This is a genomic window from Bacillus sp. 5RYD7K, from assembly GCF_059831465.1.
The window spans coordinates 2,038,674-2,063,568 of the sequence record NZ_CP191200.1 but is presented as its reverse complement, the minus strand read 5'-3'; the positions used below and the strand labels follow the sequence as shown (position 1 = coordinate 2,063,568).

General features: G+C 49.3%; 21 protein-coding genes. 5 read left to right on the top strand and 16 right to left on the bottom strand.

Features of this window, described 5'->3' with window-relative positions:
- Window positions 1-14: 14 nt before the first annotated feature.
- The 3 genes from polX to zapA all read right to left on the bottom strand — a co-directional run bounded on the left by polX (window position 15) and on the right by zapA (window position 2,631).
- The gene (gene polX / locus ACQE26_RS10365; RefSeq protein ID WP_500469267.1) at window positions 15-1,727 is read right to left on the bottom strand and encodes a DNA polymerase/3'-5' exonuclease PolX; all 1,713 of its coding nucleotides are present in this window, start codon (window positions 1,725-1,727) and stop codon (window positions 15-17) included.
- A 105-nt stretch (window positions 1,728-1,832) separates the two neighbouring features.
- Window positions 1,833-2,366, bottom strand: a complete 534-nt coding sequence (locus ACQE26_RS10360; protein ID WP_438420349.1) for a CvpA family protein — start codon at window positions 2,364-2,366, stop codon at window positions 1,833-1,835.
- 7 nt (window positions 2,367-2,373) lie between these two features.
- A complete protein-coding gene (gene zapA, locus ACQE26_RS10355; protein WP_007408114.1) occupies window positions 2,374-2,631 on the bottom strand; it encodes a cell division protein ZapA in 258 nt (85 codons plus the stop codon).
- 133 nt (window positions 2,632-2,764) lie between these two features.
- Here zapA and rnhC point away from each other — a divergent pair, with 133 nt between their 5' ends.
- Entirely contained in the window at window positions 2,765-3,709 is a 945-nt protein-coding gene (rnhC, locus tag ACQE26_RS10350; protein ID WP_060964603.1) for a ribonuclease HIII, read from the top strand.
- A gap of 57 nt (window positions 3,710-3,766) precedes the next feature.
- Here the strand turns inward: rnhC and ACQE26_RS10345 are convergent.
- The 4 genes from ACQE26_RS10345 to ACQE26_RS10330 form a co-directional block, all read right to left on the bottom strand.
- Window positions 3,767-4,917 (bottom strand): IS3 family transposase gene (locus ACQE26_RS10345; RefSeq protein WP_500469265.1). Its coding sequence is split into 2 segments (ribosomal slippage): window positions 3,767-4,644 and window positions 4,644-4,917, totalling 1,152 coding nucleotides; the frame shifts between segments, so codons are not numbered across the junction.
- 115 nt (window positions 4,918-5,032) lie between these two features.
- Window positions 5,033-7,447, bottom strand: coding sequence for a phenylalanine--tRNA ligase subunit beta (pheT, locus tag ACQE26_RS10340; RefSeq protein ID WP_500469264.1), 2,415 nt, complete (start codon window positions 7,445-7,447; stop codon window positions 5,033-5,035).
- A 13-nt stretch (window positions 7,448-7,460) separates the two neighbouring features.
- Window positions 7,461-8,495 carry a phenylalanine--tRNA ligase subunit alpha gene (gene pheS / locus ACQE26_RS10335; RefSeq protein WP_016938647.1) on the bottom strand — a complete coding sequence of 345 codons (1,035 nt, stop codon included), beginning with the start codon at window positions 8,493-8,495 and terminating at the stop codon, window positions 7,461-7,463.
- Window positions 8,496-8,855: 360 nt separating this feature from the next.
- Entirely contained in the window at window positions 8,856-9,602 is a 747-nt protein-coding gene (locus ACQE26_RS10330) for a TrmH family RNA methyltransferase (protein WP_500469262.1), read from the bottom strand.
- A 121-nt stretch (window positions 9,603-9,723) separates the two neighbouring features.
- Between ACQE26_RS10330 and sspI the strand changes: the two genes are divergently transcribed.
- The 4 genes from sspI to ACQE26_RS10310 all read left to right on the top strand — a co-directional run bounded on the left by sspI (window position 9,724) and on the right by ACQE26_RS10310 (window position 13,924).
- Entirely contained in the window at window positions 9,724-9,939 is a 216-nt protein-coding gene (gene sspI, locus ACQE26_RS10325; protein WP_045925240.1) for a small acid-soluble spore protein SspI, read from the top strand.
- Window positions 9,940-10,002: 63 nt separating this feature from the next.
- Window positions 10,003-11,088, top strand: a complete 1,086-nt coding sequence (locus tag ACQE26_RS10320; RefSeq protein ID WP_500469259.1) for a CdaR family transcriptional regulator — start codon at window positions 10,003-10,005, stop codon at window positions 11,086-11,088.
- A 98-nt stretch (window positions 11,089-11,186) separates the two neighbouring features.
- Window positions 11,187-12,599, top strand: a complete 1,413-nt coding sequence (glcD, locus tag ACQE26_RS10315) for a glycolate oxidase subunit GlcD (protein WP_500469257.1) — start codon at window positions 11,187-11,189, stop codon at window positions 12,597-12,599.
- Window positions 12,596-13,924, top strand: coding sequence for a (Fe-S)-binding protein (locus ACQE26_RS10310; protein ID WP_500469255.1), 1,329 nt, complete (start codon window positions 12,596-12,598; stop codon window positions 13,922-13,924). The genes glcD and ACQE26_RS10310 overlap by 4 nt, the downstream gene beginning before the upstream one ends.
- A 69-nt stretch (window positions 13,925-13,993) precedes the next feature.
- Here the strand turns inward: ACQE26_RS10310 and cstA are convergent, their stop codons facing one another.
- The 9 genes from cstA to araB form a co-directional block, all read right to left on the bottom strand.
- The gene (cstA, locus tag ACQE26_RS10305) at window positions 13,994-15,790 is read right to left on the bottom strand and encodes a carbon starvation protein CstA (protein WP_500469253.1); all 1,797 of its coding nucleotides are present in this window, start codon (window positions 15,788-15,790) and stop codon (window positions 13,994-13,996) included.
- Window positions 15,791-15,899: 109 nt separating this feature from the next.
- Window positions 15,900-17,399, bottom strand: coding sequence for an arabinosylfuranosidase ArfA (gene arfA, locus ACQE26_RS10300; protein ID WP_438420357.1), 1,500 nt, complete (start codon window positions 17,397-17,399; stop codon window positions 15,900-15,902).
- Window positions 17,400-17,417: 18 nt separating this feature from the next.
- Window positions 17,418-18,245, bottom strand: a complete 828-nt coding sequence (gene araQ, locus ACQE26_RS10295; protein ID WP_060965126.1) for an arabinooligosaccharides ABC transporter permease AraQ — start codon at window positions 18,243-18,245, stop codon at window positions 17,418-17,420.
- A gap of 18 nt (window positions 18,246-18,263) precedes the next feature.
- On the bottom strand, window positions 18,264-19,205 hold the full coding sequence (gene araP / locus ACQE26_RS10290) for an arabinooligosaccharides ABC transporter permease AraP (protein WP_500469251.1): 942 nt from the start codon (window positions 19,203-19,205) through the stop codon (window positions 18,264-18,266).
- Window positions 19,206-19,244: 39 nt separating this feature from the next.
- The gene (gene araN, locus ACQE26_RS10285) at window positions 19,245-20,540 is read right to left on the bottom strand and encodes an arabinooligosaccharides ABC transporter substrate-binding protein AraN (RefSeq protein WP_500469250.1); all 1,296 of its coding nucleotides are present in this window, start codon (window positions 20,538-20,540) and stop codon (window positions 19,245-19,247) included.
- A gap of 1 nt (window position 20,541) precedes the next feature.
- Complete coding sequence (locus ACQE26_RS10280) at window positions 20,542-21,747, bottom strand: sn-glycerol-1-phosphate dehydrogenase (RefSeq protein WP_500469248.1); 1,206 nt, start codon at window positions 21,745-21,747, stop codon at window positions 20,542-20,544.
- A complete protein-coding gene (araL, locus tag ACQE26_RS10275; RefSeq protein ID WP_500471484.1) occupies window positions 21,744-22,550 on the bottom strand; it encodes a sugar-phosphatase AraL in 807 nt (268 codons plus the stop codon). Before araL ends, ACQE26_RS10280 begins: the two co-directional genes overlap by 4 nt.
- Complete coding sequence (gene araD, locus ACQE26_RS10270) at window positions 22,528-23,217, bottom strand: L-ribulose-5-phosphate 4-epimerase (RefSeq protein WP_500469246.1); 690 nt, start codon at window positions 23,215-23,217, stop codon at window positions 22,528-22,530. Before araD ends, araL begins: the two co-directional genes overlap by 23 nt.
- Complete coding sequence (araB, locus tag ACQE26_RS10265; RefSeq protein ID WP_500469244.1) at window positions 23,210-24,895, bottom strand: ribulokinase; 1,686 nt, start codon at window positions 24,893-24,895, stop codon at window positions 23,210-23,212. The genes araD and araB overlap by 8 nt, the downstream gene beginning before the upstream one ends.

Below are 24,895 nucleotides of genomic sequence, written 5' to 3'. Positions count from 1 at the left end.
ATGGTCCTCCTTACTTAATCATTGCGCGTCAGAAATGCTTTGACCTCATGTAACGGCCGGGCGTTTAACACATGCTTTGTTTCAGTCCAGCCTTTGCGCGCAGCGGTCACGCCCGTTTTCATGTCATCGAGCATCTCTATATTATGGGCATCCGTATTAATGACCAAAGTCACGCCTTTTTCGTTTGCTTTGATCAGATGCTCAGTCCGTAAATCGAGGCGCGCGGGGTTTGCATTCAGCTCAAGCGCCGTATTTGTTTTGGCTGCGAGCTCAATCAGCATGTCGATGTCGACTTCATAGCCGGCCCGTCTGCCGATCAGGCGGCCCGTCGGGTGGGCGATAATGTCCACGTGCTTATTCGTCAGCGCCTGTTCCAGCCGTTTCATAATGACATGCTCCGGCTGGCTGAAGCTTGAATGAATGGATGCGATGACAAGATCCATTTCAGACAGCACACTGTCATCATAATCAAGCGAACCGTCGGGGAGAATGTCCATTTCTACGCCTTTAAAAATATGAAAGTTTTCAAACTCAGCGTTTAACGCGTCAATTTCTTCCGCTTGTTTTCTGAGCCGTTCGGCCGTTAACCCGTTGGCTACCTTTAAATATTGGGAATGGTCGGTGATCGCCATGTACTGATAGCCTTTTGCCATACACGCTTCTGCCATTTCCCTGATGGAAAAAGCGCCGTCACTCCAGGCTGAGTGCATGTGGAGATCGCCTTTTATCGCTTTTTGCTCCACAAGGTCTATTTCTTCCAGGTACGTGTCGACCTCCTGCCCGCTTTCTCTGAGCTCCGGAGGAATAAACGGCAGACCGAAGTGGGCGTAAAAGGCTTCTTCACTCGGAAAAGTTTTGACTTCTCCCGTTTCTATGGTTTCTACCCCGTATTCGCTGATCCGTTCGCCGCGCTCTTTCGCCAGCTGGCGCATCTTAATGTTGTGATCTTTAGAGCCGGTAAAATGATGCAGTGTGGTCGCAAACTGCTCCTCTGTCACAAGCCTGAAATCCACACTCGTCTCATATTCAAAGGTCAGGATAACTGATACCTTTGTATCCCCGCTCGCTATCACGTCTTTTACGTTCGGCAGGGACAGAAGCTGATTTCTGACAGCCTCCGGATGATCTGTAGCAATAATGTAATCGAGATCTTTTACAGTCTCCCGCGCTCTTCTGAGACTGCCGGCCCGGGAATATTTCTGAATATCCGTCAGCCGGGCCAAATGTTCTTCAATGACTGAAGCAATGCTGAGCGCATAGCCGATCGGAAAACGTTCCGGCTGTTTTCCGGCTTCTCCGAGAGCCTGAAGGATTTTCTCCTCCGTTTTTTTTCCGAAACCGGCGAGCCCTTGCACCTTTTGCTGCTCGCATGCTTCTTTCAGCGATTCCGCGTCATGAACGCCAAGCTCCTGATACAGCTTGGCGATTTTTTTGCCTCCGAGGCCCGGAAGCTTCAAAAGAGGAACCAAGCCTTCCGGTACTTCTTTCTGCAATTGGAGAAGCGTGCTTGACACACCTTCCTGCATATATTCACGAATGACGCCGTAGGTGCCTTTTCCGATTCCGGATAAAGACATCATGTCGTCGATTTCCGACAGGCTGCGGTCATCCTGCTCAAGCGCCGCTGCCGCTTTTCGGAAGGCTGATATTTTAAACGGGTTGTCCCCTTTCAGTTCCATATAGACCGCAATCGTTTCAAGCAGCCTGATGATATCTTTTTTATGCATACTGTTAACCCCCAGTCGTTTCCTGCTTTTCATCATACAAATTTTTCTTCTCCGGCACAACTGACGCAGAGCTTGAAAAAAACTTCTCCGGTCAAGAGAAGTTTTTTATGCCCCGTACTGAGCCCACAGTTCTTGCAGGAGCCCAGACAGATACGGCGTATGATGCGTGATGATATTTGCAAGCGTCGATTGTGCGAGCATATCCTGAAGCGCGCTTACCGGCAGTACGGATGCGACGTATAACAGGATAAACGCAAATAAATAGACTTCCACAAACCCGAGCACCCCGCCAAGCAGTTTGTTGATCTGTTTAATGACCGGAATGCTTGCGATGATATTAAGCGCCGCTCCGATAATCCGAAGCAGAATCTTTGCAATGATAAACAAAATGACAAATGCGATCGCGTTGTAATAAGCCGTCTCTACGTTTCCTTTAATAAAAGAAAGAGCCGCCTGCCCGCCGGAAAAATCAGGCGCGGGTATAAAGCTCAGATGCGGGGCCAGATTTTTGTAAAAAAGCGCCGCAAACGCAATCGAGAGGATGAAGCTCGTTAAATATATAAATTGGAGGATAAATCCTCTTTTCAATCCAAGCAATGTGCCCATCAAGAGCAAAACTAAGATGATGATATCTATCATATGGTGTTCATTCCTTTTCTTTAAGCTGCCGCTCCAGTATTTCATATTTTTCTTGCAGTTTCATATAATCATGCACGACATTGACCGCAGTCAATACAGCGAGCTTATTTATATCAAGATATGGATTTTTCTCGTTGATTTCTCTCATTTTATCATCAACCACTCCGGCCACATGACGCATGTGCGCTTTGCTTTCTTCCCCGATAATGGTGAAGTGCTGGCCGTAAATGTTTACTGTCGTTTTGGTTTTTTTGCCGTCAGACAACGTTTCTCCTCCATTCCGCGAGAATCCTAGTTCCTATCATACCACGATTATCGATTGAATGGAAAGACGAGCCTCAGGCTGTTATGATACACTGGTATATACAGTGAAAAGTGCCAAAAAAGGAGATTATATCGTGTCCCATTCTGTTATAAAAGTATCCGCTTCCGCTATAGAACAAATGAAACAATCCTATGCCGGCTCCCTTACTCCGGCCGTTCCGCAGGGCGCCGTCTTCCAGGCTAAGCCGCCGGGCTGTACCATTACAGCCTACCGTTCGGGCAAGGTTCTCTTTCAAGGAAAAAATGCCGGCACAGAAGCGGCCCGCTGGGGAACGGCTGAGGCGCCGAAAGCAAAGAAAACCGTCAAAAAAGCGGCCGACCCGCTCTACGCTCCCCCGGCGGGCATTGCGTCCATGTCGGTAATCGGCTCAGATGAGGTCGGAACAGGCGATTACTTCGGGCCGATAACGGTTGCCTGCGCCTACGCCGACAAAACAAAGCTTTCTTTAATGAAAGAACTGGGCGTGAAGGATTCAAAAGATTTAAAAGATCCGCAGATTATCGAAATCGCCAAACTGCTAATTAAAACCATTCCTTACAGCCTGCTTGTGTTAAAAAATGAAAAATACAATCAGATGCAGGAAAAAGGCATGAGTCAGGGGAAAATGAAGGCGCTCCTTCATAATCAGGCGATTTCCAATCTGCTGAGGAAAATGAACGGCGTCAAACCGGAAGCGATTCTGATTGACCAATTTGCAGAGCCCGGCATTTATTTTAAGCATCTTTCCGGGCGGGATATCGTAAAAGAAAAAACGTTTTTCAGCACGAAGGCGGAAAGCATACATCTTTCCGTCGCCGCAGCCTCTATCATCGCGCGGTATTCTTTCTTAATTGAAATGGATAAGCTTTCCCGGGAAGCAGGGATGACGATTCCGAAAGGCGCGGGGCCGCACGTCGATGAAGCTGCCGCCAAGCTGATCATCAATAAAGGAGAAGATGCGCTCAGAACGTTCACTAAACTGCATTTTGCCAATACACAAAAGGCGAAGCGCCTTGTTGAAAGGAAACGGCCACAATAAAAAAAGCTTGCAGAGTGGGGACTGACCCCCGTTTTTGAGACAGGGATCAAAACACCTTTAAGCAGCCAGCTGTCGGTATGTGACCGGCGGCTGGTTGTTTAGTTTCGTTTGAATACGAATGTTGTTATAATAGTGTATATAGGTTTCGACAGTTTGTTCTACGATGGTCGTCGTAGTGCTTTCCAACCTGTCGAGGTAGAACGTTTCAGACTTTAGTGAGGAATGAAACGATTCGATGGAGGCATTATCAGCGGGCGTCCCTTTGCGGGACATGCTCATGGTAATGCCTTTTGTTTTAACAGCTTTCTGATACTCATAAGATGTATAAACAGAACCTTGGTCACTATGTAACACGCAGTTCTCTGGCAGTGCGGGCAGCTGATCAAGTGTGTGTAAGACAAAGTCTGTGTCCTGTCTATCGCCAATCGTAAAAGCAATCACTTCTCCATTGTATAAATCCAATATACTGGAAAGATACAATTGTTTCTGCCCATAAGGCAAATATGTGATATCCGTTACTAGCTTTTCCAGAGGGCGATCAGACTGAAAGTTTCGATCCAATATATTCTCGGCCACGGCATATGGCTGCCCATTCTTCTTGCGCTTTTTCACCTTAACCCGGCATTGCCACTGATTCTTCTGCATAATGCGCTGAACCGTTTTATGATTCATACGCATTTCCTTTTTTAATATGGCTGTGATTTTCCGATAGCCATACCGATACTTGTGTTCTCGGCACAACGTGCCGATTTGTTTTTCTAAATGGTATTTAGGGTTATCTTTCATCAGATTCTTCTTCCAACGATAATAAGATGCTCGTGAGATACCTAAATGAATACAGATATCCTTTATGGTCATTGTGCCGCGCAATGCTTCTACAAGCTCGACTGGCGTTTCGCTATCAGCTTCCTTTCCAATTCGTTGTACTTTTTTAACACTTCATTCTGTTGTCTCAGATAACGATTTTCTGCCTGCAGTTTCTCTAATTCGGAAGAATACTCTGGACCTTTCCCATAAGAATATTGCTTTCCGACAGGTTGTTGGAATCGATGTGTATCCCCAGCTTTATACCACCTGACCCATGTCTGAATCTGCGTCTTATTCTTTATATTCAATTCCTGCATGATCTCCTTCACAGGCACGCCCGCCAATCTCATTTCTACAGCCTTCTGTTTGACTTCAACCGGATAACTCACTCTTGTCCTCATAGAAAAACACCTCCAAGTCTAATTTCGGATAACAACGATCCGTTTTCAAACTTGAAGGTGTTTTTTGTTTGTCTCATATTATGGGGTCAGTCCCAGTGATCTGCAAGCTTTTTCTTTATCCTCTTAATACGGCCTGATACGTTTCTTCCAGCGCTTTCAGCACGTTTTCGTGGACTTTTGTCACTTCTTCTTCTGTCAATGTTTGTTCAGGGTTGACATATTGAAGCGAGAAGGCGACGGATTTTTTGCCCTCTTCCATATGCTCACCTTCGTACACATCAAATACAGTGACTTCTTTCAATAGCGCGCCGCCGGCTTCCTTGATCACGGCTTCGAGCTGTCCGCTTGTGACGGTTTTATCTGCAACAAGCGCAATGTCGCGCGTGACGGACGGGTACTTCGGAATCGCCGTGTACACGACAGGTTCTGTTTCCTCGGTCAGAAGCGCGTACAGATCAAGCTCGAACACATACGTTTCTTTGATATCCAGCTCTTTTTCCATTGCCGGGTGCACCTGTCCGATAAATCCGGCAAGTGAGCCGTTCAATAGAATGTTTGCGGTCCGGCCGGGATGCATGTTTTTGCGTTCTGACTGGACAAATTCAATCCGGTCTGACACATTCAACTGATGCAGCAGGCCTTCAACGATTCCTTTGACGACGAAGAAATCTACCGGCTTTTTCTCACCCTGCCATAGGTTTTTGCGCCATAATCCGGTTACGGCTCCGGCAACCCGTTCTTTTTCAACCGGTTTTGTGTTTTCTTCCTTCGTCAGAAATACAGAACCCGTTTCGTATAAAGCAACGGAATCAGTCTGTCTGGCCAGATTGTATGAAACGGCTTCCAGCAGATTCGGCACGAGGCTGTGTCTGAGAATGCTTCTTTCTTCGCTCATCGGCAGAGCAAGCATCGTATTGAATGATTTTTCGATCGCAAAAGCGGCCGCTTTTTTATCATTCGTCAATGAATATGTGGTCGCTTGTGAAAGACCCGCTCCTTCAAGGAAACGTCTCACTTTCCGGCGTTTTGCCTGATACGGGGTCAAACCGCCTGTCGTGCCGGCCGTTTCCGGAAGCGTGGACGGAATATTGTCATACCCGTACAATCTCGCCGCTTCTTCAATCAGGTCTTCTTCGATTTTAATATCTCCGCGGCGCGACGGCACCGTTACGACCAGAACGTCTTTTGCTTCACCGACTGCAAAACCGAGGCGCTTGTAAATGCTGATGATTTCTTCTTTAGTGATTGTCATGCCGAGCACGGCGTTCACTTTTTCAACAGATACATGAATGTTGTTCGCTTCGATTTTCAGATGGTTTTCTTCAACCGTGCCTGAGAGCACTTCTCCGCCGGCATATGCCTGAATGAGACTGCAGGCCCGTTCAGCCGCCAGCAGAACGCGTGCCGGGTCAATGCCTTTTTCATATCTGGCGCTCGCTTCGCTTCTCAGCCCGAGGTCTCTCGACGCTTTGCGGACGGTCTGTCCGTCGAAATAAGCGGCTTCCAGTAAAATCGCGGTAGTGTCTTCACGGACTTCAGATTCAGCTCCGCCCATGACTCCCGCAACGGCTTGCGCTTTTTTTCCGTTTGTGATGACCAAATGGCTGCTTGACAGCTTGCGCTCCTGTTCATCCAGCGTCACGATGGTTTCGTTTTCCGCCGCTTTTCTGACGACGACCTCTTTTGAACCGAACCGGTCGTAATCGAAAGCGTGAAGCGGCTGGCCGTACTCAAGCAGGACGAAGTTTGTAATGTCCACGACGTTATTGTGCGGGCGGATGCCTGCATTCATCAGCTTCGTCTGCATCCACAGCGGAGACGGGCCGATTTTGACGTTTTTAATGATTTTTGCGGCATAATGCGGATTGGCCTGCGTATCTTCAATTTTGACGGAAACAGCGTCCGCCGCTTTTTCTGCCGCTTTTTCATATGAAGTCTCCGGAAGCTTTACCTCGGTGCCGAGAATAGCCGCAACTTCATAAGCCACGCCAAGCATGTTCATCGCGTCGGCGCGGTTCGGCGTTAAGCCCAATTCTAAAATCGCATCATCAAGCTGAAGGGCTGCCATTGCGTCAGCTCCTGTTTCAGCATCATTCGGAAACACGAAAATGCCTTCCGCATATTCTTTCGCCACGAGCTTGCTTTCAATGCCGAGCTCCTGGAGAGAACAGATCATGCCGTGAGACGCTTCGCCGCGCAGCTTGGCTTTTTTAATTTTGAAATTGCCGGGAAGCACGGCGCCGACCGTTGCAACAGCAACCTTCTGTCCTTTATCAACATTCGGGGCGCCGCAGATAATCTGAACGGGTTCCTCCGCACCGATATCAACAAGGCATTTGTTGAGTTTGTCGGCATTCGGGTGCTGTTCACGCTCAAGCACGTGTCCGATGACAACGCCTTTTACGCCTTCCCCTTTATACTCGATACCCTCAACTTCAATACCGGCTCTCGTAATTTTTTCTGCAAGCACGGCCGGGTCGATTCCCTGCAAGTCAACGTAATCTTCTAACCATTTATATGAAACAAACATGTGTATCCTCCTCTTACGCCTGTTTAAACTGCGAAATGAATCTGACATCATTGGTATAGAAATGGCGGATATCTTCAATGCCGTATTTCAGCATTGCGATCCGTTCCACACCCATTCCGAAAGCAAAGCCCTGGTATTCCTCAGGATTGAATCCGGCCATTTTCAGCACGTTCGGATGAATCATGCCGGCGCCGAGAATTTCGATCCAGCCCGTTTTTTTGCAGACGGAACAGCCTTGTCCGCCGCACTTAAAGCAGGTCACATCCACCTCGACAGAAGGTTCAGTGAATGGGAAAAAGCTCGGACGGAGCCTGATTTCACGGTCTTGGCCGAACATTTTTTTGGCGACCAATTCAAGCGTTCCTTTCAGATCGCTCATGCTGATTTTGCGATCCACGACGAGACCTTCAATCTGCATGAACTGGTGGGAATGTGTCGCGTCATCGTTGTCGCGGCGATACACTTTTCCGGGACAAATGATTTTGACGGGGCCTTTGCCTTTATGCTTTTCCATCGTGCGCGTCTGCACCGGTGACGTCTGCGTTCTCATCAGCATTTCTTCTGTAATGTAAAAGCTGTCCTGCATGTCGCGGGCCGGGTGCTCCTTCGGCAGATTCAGCGCCTCAAAGTTGTAATAATCCGTTTCCACTTCAGGGCCTTCTTCGATGGTATACCCCATGCCGATAAATAAATCTTCAATTTCTTCAATAACGACCGTCAGCGGATGGCGCCCGCCGATGTTTACCTGACTGCCCGGCAATGTGACGTCAATCGTCTGGCTGCTGAGTTTTTTATTCATCTCTTCTTGTTCAAGCTGTTCATTTTTCGCCGTAATGGCTGCTGCAATGCGCTCTCTCACTTCATTGGCGAGCGCTCCCATTTTCGGGCGTTCTTCGGCGGACAGTTTGCCCATGCCGCGGAGAACTTCTGTAATCGGCCCTTTTTTTCCGAGATATTGCACCCGAATGTCGTTAACTTCTTTTAATGAACCTGCCGCTTCAACTTTTTCTGCAGCTTCCAGTTCGAGCTGTTTAAGCTTCTCTTCCATCATGCATCCTCCTTTTATGTAAACCAAACCGTTCTATGCCTTTTTCAGAAAACAAAAAAACCCGCCCCTTGAGAGAAGGGACGAGTTGTGGCCGCGGTACCACCCTTTTTAAGGCAGACTTCATCTGCCGAAGCTTCATTGACATAACGGAAACGATCGTTCCGGTTCACCTTTACGCGCGTTTGGCGCGGTCCCGGTGACAACTCGAGAGGTGAAAATCAATTTCTGTGCTGCGATAAAAATGCTTTCAGTCGGCGGCATTTTCTCCCTGGAAGGCAGCTTGTGAAAAAATTGACGTCCTCTGTCACGGTTTTTACATTATTGCTATCTATTATAGTGAAATTCGCGGCTTTGCGCAACCTATCCTCTGAGATGATAGACGAGGATGGCGGCCGCCACCGCCACATTCAGCGACTCCGCCTGTCCGTACAGCGGCACGTACAGGTTGAGATCCGTTTTTTGCAGAAGGCCGGCGTCCACTCCCGCCCCCTCGTTCCCGACGATTAACGCGAACGATTCTTCAGGCTTCACGCTTTGATAAGCCGCACCGTTTTCAAGCGCCGTGCCGTAAATCGCGACACCTTGTGATTTCAGCTCATCGGTAAACTCATGGAGCGGACGTTTCAAAATGGGAATATGAAAGTGAGATCCTTGGGCTGAACGCAGCGTTTTTCCGTTGTATGGATCTGCCGTTCCCTCACCAAGGACAACGGCGTCGATCCCCGCCGCATCTGCTGTTCTGATCATTGTTCCTAAATTCCCCGGATCCTGCACGGCATCAATCAGAAGCAGCCGCTTCAGCCGGTCAGGCTTTTCGTCCGGCATATGGCAGACTGCGGCGATCTGTTGCGGCGTTTCTGTTTCCGTCACGGCTGAAAACGCATCTTCGCTCAGCACATAGCACGGAATGCTCATGTCCAGATCGGCCGGGATGGCGCTCTCATCTTTTACGAGAATTTCTTTTACCGTTCCCTTTGACTTGAGCGCTTCTTCTGCCAGATGCTCTCCTTCTATCAGAAATGTATTCGTTTTATGTCTCTCTTTTTTTGTGTGAAGTTTTTTCCAGTCCTTCACTTTTTGGTTTTTTGCCGAGTCAATTCGTTTCACTTTATTTCTGCGCTCTCCTTTTTTCATGCATGTTGTTATTATATCTCAAGAACAGCACATAATAAACCGCGTGCGCGGTAAGAATATGCGTATCACATTCAGGAAAAAAGGAGCGGTTGTAATGGATCTTAATTTACGCAACGCCGTTATTGCCAATGTGACCGGCAATAACCAGGATCAGCTGGAGCATACTATCGTTGACGCCATCCAAAGCGGTGAAGAAAAAATGCTTCCGGGTCTCGGCGTCTTATTCGAAGTACTTTGGCAGCATGCGTCAGACTCAGAAAAAAATGAAATGCTCAAAACACTTGAAGGCGGATTAAAACCTGCGCACTAAGCATGAAACCGGGTGATGGCACACCCGGTTTTTTTTGTATAATAATGGCGAGGGGGATCGCCAATGCAGTTACAGCCGGAACTGGCAAAAAAATTGATTGCCGAAGTCAAACATATGTACAGCCGCGAAGTGATTATTGCCGATACAAAAGGAATGATCATCGCGGGCACCAATGCTGCGCGGGCCGGATGTTTTCATGAAGGAGCTCTGATCTGCGCGCGGGAAAAACGGAATGTCATCATTACGAAAGAAGATGAAAAACGGCTTGAGGGCGTAAAAGCAGGATTGAACCTCCCCGTTTTTTCGGGTCATGAGGTGATCGGGGTATTCGGTCTGACAGGAAGCCCTGACGACATCCTGCCTTTCGGGGAATTGCTCAGAAAAATGACGGAGCTTTTTATAAAAGAAACGCGCCACCTGGAAGAAGTGCAATGGCGTGAGAGAATGCTTGAATCCTTTATGGTGGATTGGCTGCAGTTAAAAGAATGGTCCCCGGGTTTTTTAGAAAAAGCAAAGCTCCTTGCAGCAGACCTTCATTCGCAACGCCGAATCATACTCATTCAAGGCCGTTATGAGCAATATGAAGCAGAAGAACTCGGGCGCCTCTGGCAAAGTGAATACCGTGAAGACCTGTTTGTCCGCTGGGGAAATGAGCGTATTCTCATTAATCATGAGACAAACTCGGATTCTAAGGAGAGGCTCATCAAAAGAATCAACACTGTTTTTGGGCAGCCTGTCACGGCCGGCATCGGACGGATCGTTCCGGGAGAACGCCTGACGGAATCATACGGACAGGCGGAGAAAGCTCTTTCGGCGGGCGCTATTGACAAGCAGGCCGTCTTTGAAGAAGATTTAAAACTGGATATGTGTCTTGCCGATATTGCGCCCGGCACGCGGTCTGAATTTTCACGGCGGGTTCTCGAGCATGTGCTCGGCCGTGAAGAACTTCTGGATACGCTGCGCGCCTTTTTCGACCGGCAGTTATCGTTAAAGCGCACTGCTGATGACATGCATATTCATATTAATACGCTGCGCTACCGTCTTGCCAAACTGGAATCGCTGACAAATATGAAGCTTGACCGCCCTGAAGACATAACGGCTTTTTATTTGGCGCTGCGCTTTTTAGATCAACATACAAAAAACACGTGATATCACCATCATTTTTCATATGTTTCTCCATAGTTTGCGAAATCATTTTTCTTTACAATTAAATGAAAACGCTTTTCTAATTGGGAGGTTGGGAGAATATGATTTCACGAGAGGCAAAGGAACAGTTCATCCGGGCGGTCGGGAAGGAGAATTATGATGATTCGGCGGCTGGCCGTCTTGTGTATTCGTACGATGCTGCCCCTCAGCTGCAAGCCATGCCGGATGCCGTAATCGCCCCCCGCTGTGCGGATGACGTGTCCCGTATATTAACGATTTGCAGCAGGCATGACATTCCGATCGTGCCGAGGGGTTCAGGCACAAACTTATGCGGCGGCACATGTCCGTCTGAGGGCGGTCTTGTTCTTTTATTCAAACATATGAACCGAATTCTTGAAATTGATGAGGAAAATTTGACGGCAACCGTCCAGCCGGGCGTGATCACGCAAGATATGATTCATGCGGTTGAACGGAAAGGGTTATTTTATCCGCCTGATCCGAGCAGCATGAAAATATCGACGATCGGCGGAAATATTAATGAAAATTCCGGCGGACTGCGCGGACTGAAGTACGGTGTCACCCGGGATTATGTCCTCGGCCTAGAAGCCGTCTTGGCTTCAGGCGATATCATCCGCACAGGGGGAAAGCTGACAAAGGATGTCGCCGGTTATGATCTGACCCGGCTTTTCGTGGGATCAGAAGGGACACTCGGTGTTGTGACGGAAGCGACTTTAAAGCTTGTTCCGAAGCCGGAAACGAAAAAAACGCTGCTCGCACTCTATGAACATATTGAAGCGGCTGCAGAATCGGTTTCTGCCATCATCGCTGAAAAAATCATTCCGGCAACACTCGAATTTCTGGATCAGCCGACACTGCAGGTCATTGAAGATTACGCCAAGATCGGGCTTCCGACAGACGCAAAAGCCGTACTGCTGATCGAACAGGACGGTGACAGCGACACGGTCAGACGCGATATGGAAAAAATCGAAGCCATCTGTAAAAACGGAGCCGCCGTATCCGTCCAAACGGCTGAAACCGAGGAGGAAGCATTCGCCCTTACAGAGGCCAGACGGTCCGCACTATCAGCTCTCGCCAGACTGAAACCGACGACGATTCTGGAAGATGCAACCGTGCCGAGATCACAAATTGCCAATATGGTCAGAGCCATTAACGAGATTGCAGACACATACGGCTTGTCCATCTGCACATTCGGCCATGCAGGCGACGGCAACCTCCATCCGACGTGCACCACCGATATCCGAAATACAGAGGAGATGGAACGTGTCGAAAAAGCCTTTGCCGCCATTTTTGAGAAAGCGATTGAGCTGGGAGGAACGATAACGGGTGAACATGGGGTCGGCATCGTAAAAGCGCCGTATTTAGAAATGAAGCTGAAAACAGAAGGCATCACCGCCATGAAAGCGATCAAACAAGCGCTTGATCCCCAAAACCTGCTGAACCCGGGGAAAATATTCGCCAATTCGTCAAGGAAACGCGTGGTGGTGATGAAATGACAACGGCTAAAGAGCAGAAACAAATTCAAACAGAATTCAAAAACCGCATGGATGAAGGTGAATTGCTGAACTGTATGCGCTGCGGCTTCTGCCTTCCTTCCTGTCCGACCTATATCGAATCGGGATTTCAAGAATCCCATTCGCCGCGCGGCCGGATCGCCCTGATGAAAGCCGTCACAGACGGACTGATCGAGCCGGATGAAGATGTTGAGCGCTCACTTTCGCTGTGTCTCGGATGCCGGGCATGCGAGCCCGTTTGTCCGGCAGGAGTCAATTACGGACAGCTGCTTGAAGAAGCAAGGGATATCATTCATCAAAATAAAAAACATAAGCCGGGTGTACGCCTCTTGCGGAAAGCGGCATTTACCGGGCTTTTCCCCCATCAAAACCGCATGCAGACAGCGGCGAATCTTCTTGGGATATACCAAAGATCGGGGCTGCAGACTGCCGTCAGAAAAACCGGTATGCTGCGCGTTTTGCCTGAGCATCTGCGCACAATGGAACAAGTGCTCCCGCCCGTCCCGAAACGGAAAGACATGAAGGAACGGCCGCGTTTTCTTCCCGCCTCGGGTCCCGTTCAAAGACGGGCCGCTTTTTTCTCGGGCTGTTTAATGGATACGATGTTTTTAGCAACAAATCATGCGACAACGGCGCTTTTACAGGCGGCCGGATGTGAGATCGCGGTTCCGGAAGGTCAGGCGTGCTGCGGCGCGCTTCACGGGCACAGCGGAGAAAAAGAGACGGGAAAAGAACTGGCCAAGCGGAATATCGCAGCTTTTGAAGCGCTTGACGCAGATTATATCATTACAAACGCCGGCGGATGCGGCGCCTTTCTTCAGGAATATCCGCATTTGCTGAAGGATGAACCTGAATGGGCGGACCGTGCCGAACAATTCGTCCGGAAGCTCAAAGACTTTTCATCCGTACTGGTTGAACTGAAGTTCCATCAAAGGAACCTTCAGGCGCAATCCCCTCATATCGTCACATATCAGGACTCCTGCCATCTCCGCAATGTGATGCATACGTCAGAGGAACCGCGCATGCTTTTGAAAAGCATTAAAGGGGCTGAGTACAGAGAAATGGAAAAGGCCGACAGCTGCTGCGGGTCGGCGGGAATTTATAATATAACAGAGTCAGAGATGTCTATGAGAATATTAGACAGCAAGATGAAAGCCGCCGGAAAAACGGAAGCAGCCGTCATCGTGACAGCCAACCCAGGATGCCTTTTGCAAATGCAGCTCGGCATTTTGCGCGAAGGATTAACAGACCGTGTCCGCGCAGTACATTTGGCGGATTACCTTTTGGAAGCGGCGGATTTGTCATAAGATGAAAGCAGAGAGACCGATCGGCTCTCTGCTTTTTTATGATGCTGCAATGTTCGGACGGCCGCGGATTTATCCGGGTATTGAAGCTTCCAGTCTCGCACTCGGATCACGCCATACATTCGCCCATTTTTTCACAGCCGCAATGATAATCACAAGCCCGAGAATGAGCATGATAATGGATAAAACGCCATTCAGCACGTTGTATCCCGCCGCTTCGGGATTCAAATACACATACCGCACCATCCAATAACCCGCATAGTTGACGGTCACGTACAAATAAGCGAGAGGAATCAGGCACGTCAGCATATAGCGCCGCTTATCGGCTATCTTCAATACGACAGTCGCACCGATGATTAATCCGACAGACGCCATAAGCTGATTGGACACGCCGAACAGCGCCCAAATGGAGCTGATGTCGCCCGAATACAGAAGATAGCCCCATAGCAGGCAGGCGAGCGCGCTTGAGAAAATCGAACCCGGCAGCCAGTCTGTTTTTTTCAGCGGCTTATACACCTCTCCGAAAAACTCCTGGATCAAGTAGCGGGCGACACGGGTTCCCGCATCAATCGCCGTTAAAATAAACACCGCTTCAAACATAATGACAAATTGAAAAAAGTATGAAGCCAAATGACTGAAAAACGGAATCTCCGTAAAGATATACGTCATTCCGACGGCAAGCGTAACAGCGCCGCCCGTTCTTCCTTCCAGACTGAGCCCGATTTCTTTACTCAATTCAGGCAGATGGACGACATTCATCCCAAGGGCGCGGAAAATTTCCGGCGTGCTGTTAATGGCAAAATAATCGGCTGGCTCAAGTGCGGCGGCTGCTATGAGCGCCATAATCCCGACGAGACATTCAACAAGCATCGCTCCGAAAGCAACCGGCTTTATATCACTCCATTTATCCAGCATTTTCGGCGTTGTGCCGGAACCGACAAACGCATGAAAGCCTGAAATAGCGCCGCAGGCAATCGTTATTGAAATAAACGGCCAGACAGGTCCCGCGATCACCGGTCCGCCGCCGTGAATAAACTCCGTTACGGCCGGGAATTTAACGGCGGGATTGACGAAAAAGACGCCGGCGATCAAAGCGGCAAATACCCCGATTTTCATAAAACTGCTTAAATAGTCACGCGGGGCAAGCAAAAGCCAAACCGGAAGCGCCGCGGCGAAAAAAGCATAGACGGGAAGCGCCACCGCGAGTGTTTTCGCATCCAGTGTCAGCATGTCCCCGAGAGCCGTTGTCTGCAGCCGCGGCCCGATTACAACACCGGCCATTAACAAAAGAAAACCGACAGTTGATGCGAGTTTGAGATTGCCCGTTTTTTTATAGTAGAGGCCGACCCCCATCGCGATCGGAATCGTAATCCCCACCGCAAACGTTCCCCACGGGTTTTTCTCAAGCGCGTGCAGCACAACCATGGACAGACCCGCCATCGTGATCGTAATGATAAACAGCATCGAAAGACCCGTGCAAAAACCCGCCACCGGGCCGAGCTCTTCTTTGGCGACTTCAGAAAGCGTTTTCCCGTTTTTCCGCATTGATGCAAACAATACGACAATATCGTGCACGGCTCCTCCGATCACCGCCCCGATTAACAGCCATAAAAGCCCGGGCAGATAGCCGAACTGAGCTGCCAGAATCGGTCCGACAAGCGGGCCGGCAGCGGCGATTGCCGCGAAGTGGTGGCCGAATGACACCCACTTATTCGTCGGCACATAATCTTTCCCATCCTCAAGCACATGGGCCGGAGTCGGTGTCTGATCATTGATTTTTAATACTTTGACCATCATAAAGGTACCGTAAAGCCGATAGGCGATCGCCAGAATACATATAGACGCTATGACGATTGTAATCGCATTCATTTAATCCCAGCCCCTTTTCTCTTTTTCTAAATATTATCACAATTATCAGATAACAGGAGATGATTTTTGCGTAAAAAAAGCCGGCGGCGCAGCCCGGCTTTTCGGAACATTATTTGCCTGATAAACGGATGACATTCCAGGACAGCGGAGTAAAATGAGCCGTTATCCCTTCAGCATTTGCCGAAGACGTTCCGTTTGAGTGAGGCGTGACTTCTTTTCTGTTTTTTTGATTGGTCGCTTTCATATCCTGATGCTCCAGCACGATATGCTCAATGATGCGGTAATCTTCAAACCCTCTCAGCTTGATCTCCGTTTCCATCAGTTCCTTGCTTTTGTTGACAGCAAAAATGGTCAGGGCTTCATCTTCTTCATGGTAAACGGCCGCGGCATCAACATACGGCACATCCGTAAAGTCCGCCGAGTCGTATTTCGGGGAGGTAATCAGCAGCTTCATCGAAGTCCCTCTCCCGTAGACAGAGGCGTGCATGTAAGGATAAAAGATCGGCTGTCTCCATGCTTCTCCGCCCTTTTCAGTCATGATAGGCGCAATCACGTTGACAAGCTGGGCGAGACAGGCGATCTTTAGTCTGTCCGCATGCTGCAGCATCGTAATCAGCAGTGAACCGATCAACAGTGCATCTTCAAAATTGTAGATGTCTTCGAGAATCGGCCGGGCCGTAATCCATGGCTCCACTTTTTTATCCGCTTCATTTGAGTGATACCACACATTCCATTCATCTAAAGAAAGGTGAATCGTTTTTTTGCTCCGTTTTTTCGCTTTCATATAATCACATACGGCTGTGACAGATTTGATAAAATGGTCTAAATCCATCGACTTCGCTAAATAGTTTTCAAGATCATTTTCATGGTTGCCGTAATACGTATGCAGTGAGATGTAATCCACATGCTCGTACGTATGCTCAAGCACCTCCGCCTCCCACTCGATGAAGGTCGGCATGCCGCTGTTTGAGCTTCCGCAGGCCACCAATTCGATCGTCGGGTCCGTCCATTTCATCACTTTCGCCGTTTCAGCGGCGAGCCGTCCGTATTCATGCGCTGTTTTGTGCCCGATCTGCCAAGGGCCGTCCATCTCATTTCCTAAGCACCACGTTTTTATGCCGTAAGGTTTTTCATAGCCGTGCGATTTTCGCAAGTCGCTCCAGTATGACCCTCCAGGATGGTTGCAGTACTCGACGAGGTTCCGGGCGGCATCGATGCCTCTCGTCCCGAGATTGACCGCCATATTCACTTCGGCGTTCACTTTTTTTGCCCACGTTAAAAATTCGTTCGTCCCGACTTCGTTCGTTTCTGTCGTCTGCCATGCAAGATCAAGCCTCCGCGGTCGGTCCTTCACCGGTCCGACGCCGTCTTCCCAATTGTAGCCCGAGAGAAAATTCCCTCCCGGATAGCGGATGAACGGCACCTGTAATTCTCTGATCAGCTCCTGTACGTCTGTTCTGAACCCGTCCTTGTCGGCTTTCGGGTGTCCTGGCTCATAAATGCCTTCATACACCGCCCGGCCCATATGTTCTATAAATGATCCGTACATCCGTTTGTCCACTTCACCGATGATGTATTCTTTATCTGCTGTAATTCCCGCTTTTTTCATTATGTTTCCTCCCTCTCTCTATCCCTTCACTCCGCCGACTGTCAGGCCGGAAATAAAGTATTTTTGGAAAAACAAGAATATGATAATCACCGGCAGTATCGCAAAAACGGAACCGGAGATCAGCATGTCATAGTTATTGCCGTACGGACTCAGCAGCCCTGACAGCCCGATTGGAAGCGTAAACATTTCCTTCGACCGAAGCACGATCAGCGGCCATAAAAAGTTATTCCAGCTGTTTAAAGATTGGAGAATGATCATCGCTCCGAATGCCGGTTTCATAAGCGGCGCCATAATTCTGAAGAAAATGCCGAATTCCGTGCAGCCGTCCATTCTCGCTGAATCGAGCAGATCCCTCGGGAGGCCGAGCGCGTATTGCCTGAAAAAGAATACGGCGACAGGCGACACAATAAACGGCAGAATCACTCCCGTATAAGAATCAATCAAATGAAGCCCCACCGTCAGTTTAAATAACGGAAGCATCATCACTTCAAGAGGCACCATCATAATGATCAGCACAAGAACGAAAATAACATTTCGGCCTTTAAACTCATACACACCGAGTCCGTAGCCGATCATTGAGGAAAAAAACAGCGTGAGAACCGTGGTGAGAACGCCGAGCAGCAAGCTGTTAAAAAACCACTTAAAATAAATGCTTCCCCCGTTGAACAAATACGTGTAGTTATCAAGGCTCATCACATCCGGATCAAGACGCAGATTCAGTCCGATGCGCATCAGCTCAGATGACGGCTTTAATGAACCGAGCAATAGACAGATCATCGGAAAGATATACAGCAGGCTCAACATGATAAAAAACAAGGTAAACGCGACTCTGTACACGGAAAACATGTGATTGTTACGCACCACTTATCCCTCCCCTTTAAACGAACCGGACAGTTTCAGCGACACAAGGCTGACTAGTAAGATGACAAGCAAAAGGACAATTCCGATTGCGGCCCCGTACCCCATTTCGTTGTACGCAAGCCCCTGCTGATATAAATAACCGACAAGCGTGAGGCCGATATTGCCCGGGGAATTATTCTGCCAAAGCACATAGCTTTCCTCAAACATTCTGAAACCGCCGATCATACTGATCGTTAACACATAAACGGATACCGGCTTTAAAAACGGGAGGGTAATATGCCGGAACTTTTTCCACGTACTCGCCCCGTCAATTTCAGCAGCCTCATATAATTCTTTCGGCACGTTTTGCAATCCGGCCAGAAAATAGAGAATGTTAATGCCCATCCATCTCCATGACGCAAGCAGCACCATTAAAAACATGCCGGTTCCTTTGTTATTGAGCCAGTTTTGAGGCGATACGCCAAGCTTCATCATCAGCTCGTTTGCCAGCGACGTATTCATTTCTCCGAACATCAGCCGAAATATAATCCCCGCGACGATCGTCGATGTCAAAGCCGGTACGAACAGTGCCGATTTAAACACATTTCTGAATCTGACGAGCTTCGAATTCAGAATCACCGCCAAAAGAAGCGGCACCGGAATCAGCACGATCAGCGTCCAGAAGGTATATTCCAATGTATTAAACAGTGCGGTGTAAAAGGTTGGATTAAGAAGAGCGGTGTAATTGGAAAACCCGACAAATGCAGCTTCTCCCGGCAGTATCCGCTGAAAGCTCATGATAAACACGCTGATGATCGGATACAAAAAGAAAACGAGAAACGAAATGATAAAAGGCGCCGTAAAAAGATAAGGCGCCGCTTTTTTGGAATACAGCACATTGCGCCGGCGCGGCTTCTTCCGGGCTGCGGAAACGGTTTGCGCTGCCTCTGTCTTTACAGGTCTCATAAAAGCTCCCCCGCTTTCTCCGTTAAAATGGGCGGCTGCTTATTTTTCCAATTGCTGCGCCGCCTCGTCCAAGGCTTCCTTAGGTGTTTTTTCCTGCGTCTTCAGCGCATCGAACAGCACCTGTCTGACGACGAGATCAGCCGCTTTAGAGAAGTCTTCATGCAAATAAATCGGATTGATCTCATCTTTTACTTCAAGGAGCGTGGAAAAAATGGATGTACCGTTCCGGAAGAAATCCGTGTACTTATTTTTCTCCTTCAATTCTTTTGAATCCCACACGTCCCAGCGGAGCGGATCAAAGCCGAGCACCGTCCACAGCTTAATATTTCCTTCCTTTGAACCTTTCGCAAATCCGAGAAATTCTTTCGCGAGCTTCAGATGTTCAGCCTGTTTCGGTACGACGGTGGCTGTTCCGCCCAAGCCCGCTGATCTGTCGCCGCCTTCTTTCCAGGCCGGCATAGGGTAAATTGCCATTTTCCCTTTTAAATCAGGCATATAATCGATAAACCGTCCCATGTACCAGATGGGCATCAACACTGACGCTGCCCCGCCCTGATTCATAAAACCGTAGTATTCTTCGCTGTGATGGCCGCCGCCGGGAGCCGGCAGAAGGGTTTTATCATTTACCATGTCCTTTAAGTCATTCAATGTGTCTATATTCGTTTTATTGTTCAAAATCAACTTTCCGTTTTTGCTGAAGTAGCCTGATCCTTGCTGCGAAATCATGGAAAGAAATGTGGCGGAGTCATTTGTTTCAACCGTTCCCATCGGTTTCCCCGCGATTTCGCGCACTTTTTTCCCCGCCCGCCGGTAGTCCTCCCATGTCTTAATCGACGCGGGATCAACGCCCGCCTTTTTCATAATATCCATGTTGTAAAACATCACGGTCGTCCCTACATGTGTGTCAAGGCCGTACAGTCTGCCGTTCTTGCTGTATAAGGCCAGGCGCGCTTCCACAAACTTATCGCGGTCGTTTTCAATCAGCGGAGTCAGATCGGCAAGCGGGATATCCTTCCCCTTCAGAAAGTTCGAGAACCGGCTTAATTCCACGTCGGCTATATCAGGAAGCCCTTCGCCCGCGATCAGGGAAACGGATAGATTATCATGCATTTGTCCATAAGGATAAACAACGGTATTCAGCTTAATTTTGCGCTCCGGATATTTCTGATTCCATTCTTTGGCCATTTCCTGATAAAACTGTTCGTGCAGTCCGTTAAACGTCCAAAATGTCAGCTCCGTTTCTCCCGCACTGCCGGCAGTCCGTTCTTGTGAACAGCCGGCGGTAAACAATAAAAACATCATCAGCGCCAAACATACAGCGGTCGTTTTTTTCATGTCATTCCCCCTTCCGCTTCAGGCCGTGCGGCGAATGATGTGCAAAGAGCGCTGCATTTTCATTTATGATGGTTAAGCCGGTATAACGGTCTCGCAGTGTGTGTGCGTGCTTAAGGGCGTCGCTGACAAGGTCCTGTTTTACACCAATTTCATCAAAACTGGCGGGACCTCCGGCAGATGTGAGCCACCCGGCAATTGTTTTGCCGTCAGGAAGCCCTTCATATGCTGATTGAACCGCCTCGCGAAAGTGCGGCGGAAGTTCTGCAAGCTTTTCGTAACAGGCCAGATCTTTGTAAATATCACTCAGCACCGCGCACGCGCAGCCCACCTTCGCACCGTGGAGAATCGGAGGCTGTTTCGTCTTCAGCAATTCCATCTCAATCCAATGCGAGATGTGATGCTCTCCTCCTGAGGCGGGACGGGAGTGATCAAGGGCAAGCATGACAAGACCCGAAACGATCAGCGCTTCCATCAGGATGCGAATGCCGGCCTCTGTTCCCATGGCAATGTCAGCGCGGTGATCAATGCACTGCCAAAGCGCGTCTTTCACAAGTTTCGCCCCGGCTTCTGAGTAAGGCTCATCCGCAAGCTTCCGGGAGATCTCCCAATCTGCCAGCGAAGTTATTTTTCCGAGCATGTCGCCGAAGCCCGCGGCTGTCATTGCGCGCGGCGCTTCTTTTAATAGATTCGTATCCGCAAATAAGGCGATCGGCGCTTTCGTCTGAATCGTCGTTTTGATGCCGTTTAATATGAGCGGCGCTCCAGCCGATGTGAATCCGTCGACTGAAGGAGCGGTGGGGAATGAGATAAACGGCAAACCGCGCTGGCAGGCGGCAAACCGCGTAATGTCGTGAATCGTTCCTGACCCGGCCGCAATGATGACATCCGTCTCTTCCGCGATGTTGATCAGCGTATAGATCAGTGTCCTTTCATCAGCCGCCGCGGTTCCTGATTCATGCTCCGGAATGATGATCTTTGCCGCTTTGATTCCGCCGGCCTTCAATTCGTCCGCAAGCATCCCTCCCGCCGCTTCGTCAGTGTTCCGGTCACAGACGATCGCCGGATGTTTCCAGCATTTTTTTTGAAGAAATCTGAAAAGCTCTTCTTTTGCATCCGCTCCGATGATGATGTCTTCTATTTGAATAGGAGAGCGGCTGCCTCCTTCCTTATTAAACTCGGATTGAATGTCCGCCGGAGAAAGTTTCATAAAAGGATTCCCCCCTTCGCTAATTCTGTCAGGTCTTTAATAGAATCGAGCACGATGTCAGGCTCATAGAGACGGGTCTCCCCAAGTTTTGCCGATCCCGTCAGAACCAATACGCTTTTCATCCCGTACAGCCTTCCCATTGCGATATCTGATTCGAGGCTGTCTCCGATTATTGCGCATTCTCCCGGGGAAAGCCCGAGCGCTTCACATGCTGCCTCAGCCATCAGCCAAGACGGTTTGCCGACGACAAGCTCCGTTTTTACTCCGGCAGATGCCTCAATGGCCCCGATCATTCCCGCAACGTCCATAGCATGGCCGCCTTCATTCGGAAACGAGCGGTCCCGGTTTGTGGCGATGATGCGCGCGCCGGAGGAAGCTGCCTGAAAAGCGAGATTCAGATCCTCATAGGTGACGGTTTCATGCAAAGAGATAACAAGCCAGTCTGCCGCCTGCGGTTTTTGCGCCATGGTGACACCCGCTAAAGCGAGTTCATCCGTCAGCCCTTTCTCTCCTAACACCCACACCTTTGACAAAGGATAATGCTTCTTTAAAAATGATGCCGTCACACTGGAGGACAGCACGATGCTCCGTTCATCCGTGCGGATACCGGCACCAAGCAGTTTCTTTTGGCACATGGCTCTTGATAGATTGCCGCGGTTGCTTAAAAAGACAACGGCTTTGCCCAGGGACTGAAGGGTGTGAATGGCTTCTTTTGCGCCGTCAATCAGCTCCTGCCCCCTGAATACGGTTCCGTCTAAATCAATCAGAAACCCGGATGCATTAAGATTGGCCATAATAAGCATTCGCCCCGTGTTTTCTGTAAAAATGCTTGTCATGCAGGACTCTGTCGATCGGATTAAGCTGTTTGTTCAGCATAAGCGAATGGTAGGCCATTTCCGCCACGGTTTCGAGCACTACAGCGTTATGCAGGGCATTCAGCGCGTCCGTTCCCCAGCAGAACGGGCCGTGGCTGTGGACAAGAACACCCGGATTTTGTTCATACGATTCATTTTGAAAGGTTTCAGCTATGACTTTGCCTGTATGATATTCGTAATCTTTCACAATCTCTTCTTCATACATTTCCCTCGTACAGGGTATAGCGCTTTCAAAATAATCCGCGTGAGTCGTTCCGAGCGCGGGAATGTCTCTTCCTGACTGTGCCCAGCTCGTCGCCCAGCGGGAATGAGTATGAACGATTCCGCCGACAGCCGGAAAAGCTTTATACAGATAAAGATGGGTCGGCGTGTCAGAAGACGGTTTCAGAGAGCCTTCCAGAATGTCTCCGTCTTCATTCAGGACGACCAGTTTGTCTGCGGTCAGCTCACTGTAATCGACACCGCTCGGTTTAATGACGATTCTCCCGCTTTCTCTGTCAATGCCGCTGACATTTCCCCATGTAAACGTGACAAGATTATGTTCCTCAAGCTTCAGATTGGCGGCGAGCACTTCTTCTTTTAACGCTTCAAGCATGGCGGCTCTCCCCTTTCGCGAACTCACGGTTTTTAATGGCTTTCAGGCGTTTCATGACATTGTTTTCTTTGCCGAAGTAGTGAACGAGCTCTTTATATTCCGCATATAAGCTGTCATAAATCTCAGCTCTCCCCCGATTCGGGACATAAAAGCCGTCTTTTAATTTCCCCATATGTGCGCAAGCCTCAGCAATATTGGAGAAACCCCCGTTTTCCCGTCCCGCAGCGAGCGCTCCGAAAATCGCGGAGCCCAGTGCCGGCGCCTGCGGAGACCCGGATAATTTAATATCCATATTTGTGACGTCTGCATAAATCTGCATGACAAACGGATTTTTTTCGGCGATTCCTCCGGCTGCGTAAAGCTCTTCGACCGGAACGCCGTTTTCGCGGAACGTTTCGATAATCATCCTCGTTCCGAACGCCGTCGCTTCAATCAATGCCCTGTAGATTTCTTCCGGCTTCGTGTGCAGCGTCATGCCGAGCATCATCCCCGTCAAATCGGCGTCCACCAAGGTTGACCGGTTTCCGTTCCACCAGTCAAGCGCGAGAAGACCGCTTTCCCCCGGAGCAAGCTCAGCTGCTTTTTCGCTTAAAAGCTCGTGAATATCAATCTGTTTTTCCTCGGCTTCCTTCTCATACTCTTTCGGAACGCACGTTTTAACAAACCATTCAAAATGGTCGCCGACACAGGACTGCCCCGCTTCATATCCCGCATATCCAGGCAAGATGCCGTTATTGACAACTCCGCACATACCGGGGACGATATGTTCTTCCTCGCCGAGCAGCACATGACAGGTAGACGTTCCCATGATCATCAGCATTTTCCCCGGCTCTGTAATGCCGACCGCTGGCACTGACACGTGAGCGTCAACATTGGCGACGGCAACGGCCGTCCCCGGCAAAAGCCCGGTCAGCTCCGCCATTTTTTCGGTCAGTCCTCCTGCCTTTTCTCCGACTGAATATATGGTTCCGCTTAATTTATCATTTGTAATCGTTTTCATTAATGGATTGAGCCTTTCGAAAAAATGATCAGGCGGATATCCCGTCTCCTCATTCCAAATTGCTTTGTAGCCGGCCGTGCAGTTGCTCCGCTTCAATGAACCGCACAATTGATAGACGATCCAGTCTGCCGCTTCCACAATCCGATCTGCCGCCTCGTATATATGCGGCGCTTCTTCCGCAATTTGCATGATTTTGGGGATCATCCATTCAGAAGAAATTTTACCGCCGTATCTTTTGAGAAATTCTTCTTTTGTGTCTTCGGCAATCGCGTTCAAACGGTCTGCATGCTTTTGAGCCGCATGATGCTTCCACAGCTTCACATAACTGTGAGGCTCCCGTTCAAATTCCGGAAGCATACAAAGCGGCTGTCCCGCGCCGTCTACCGGCAAAATGGTGCAGGCCGTAAAATCAATTCCTATGCCGATCACATCTTTTGGATCAGCGCCCGATTGCTGAAGCAGGCTCGGAATCGCCGTTTCCAATACTTCAATATAATCGGCGGGATCTTGAAGCGCCCAGTCACGAGGGAGCTTTTCCCCCGTTTTCGGCAGCGTACGGTCGATAACGGCATGAGTGTATTCTTTGACCGCGGATGCGATTTCTTCTCCTGTCCGGACATTGACAAGCACCGCCCTGCCGGACAATGTGCCGAAATCTACACCAATTGTATACGCCAT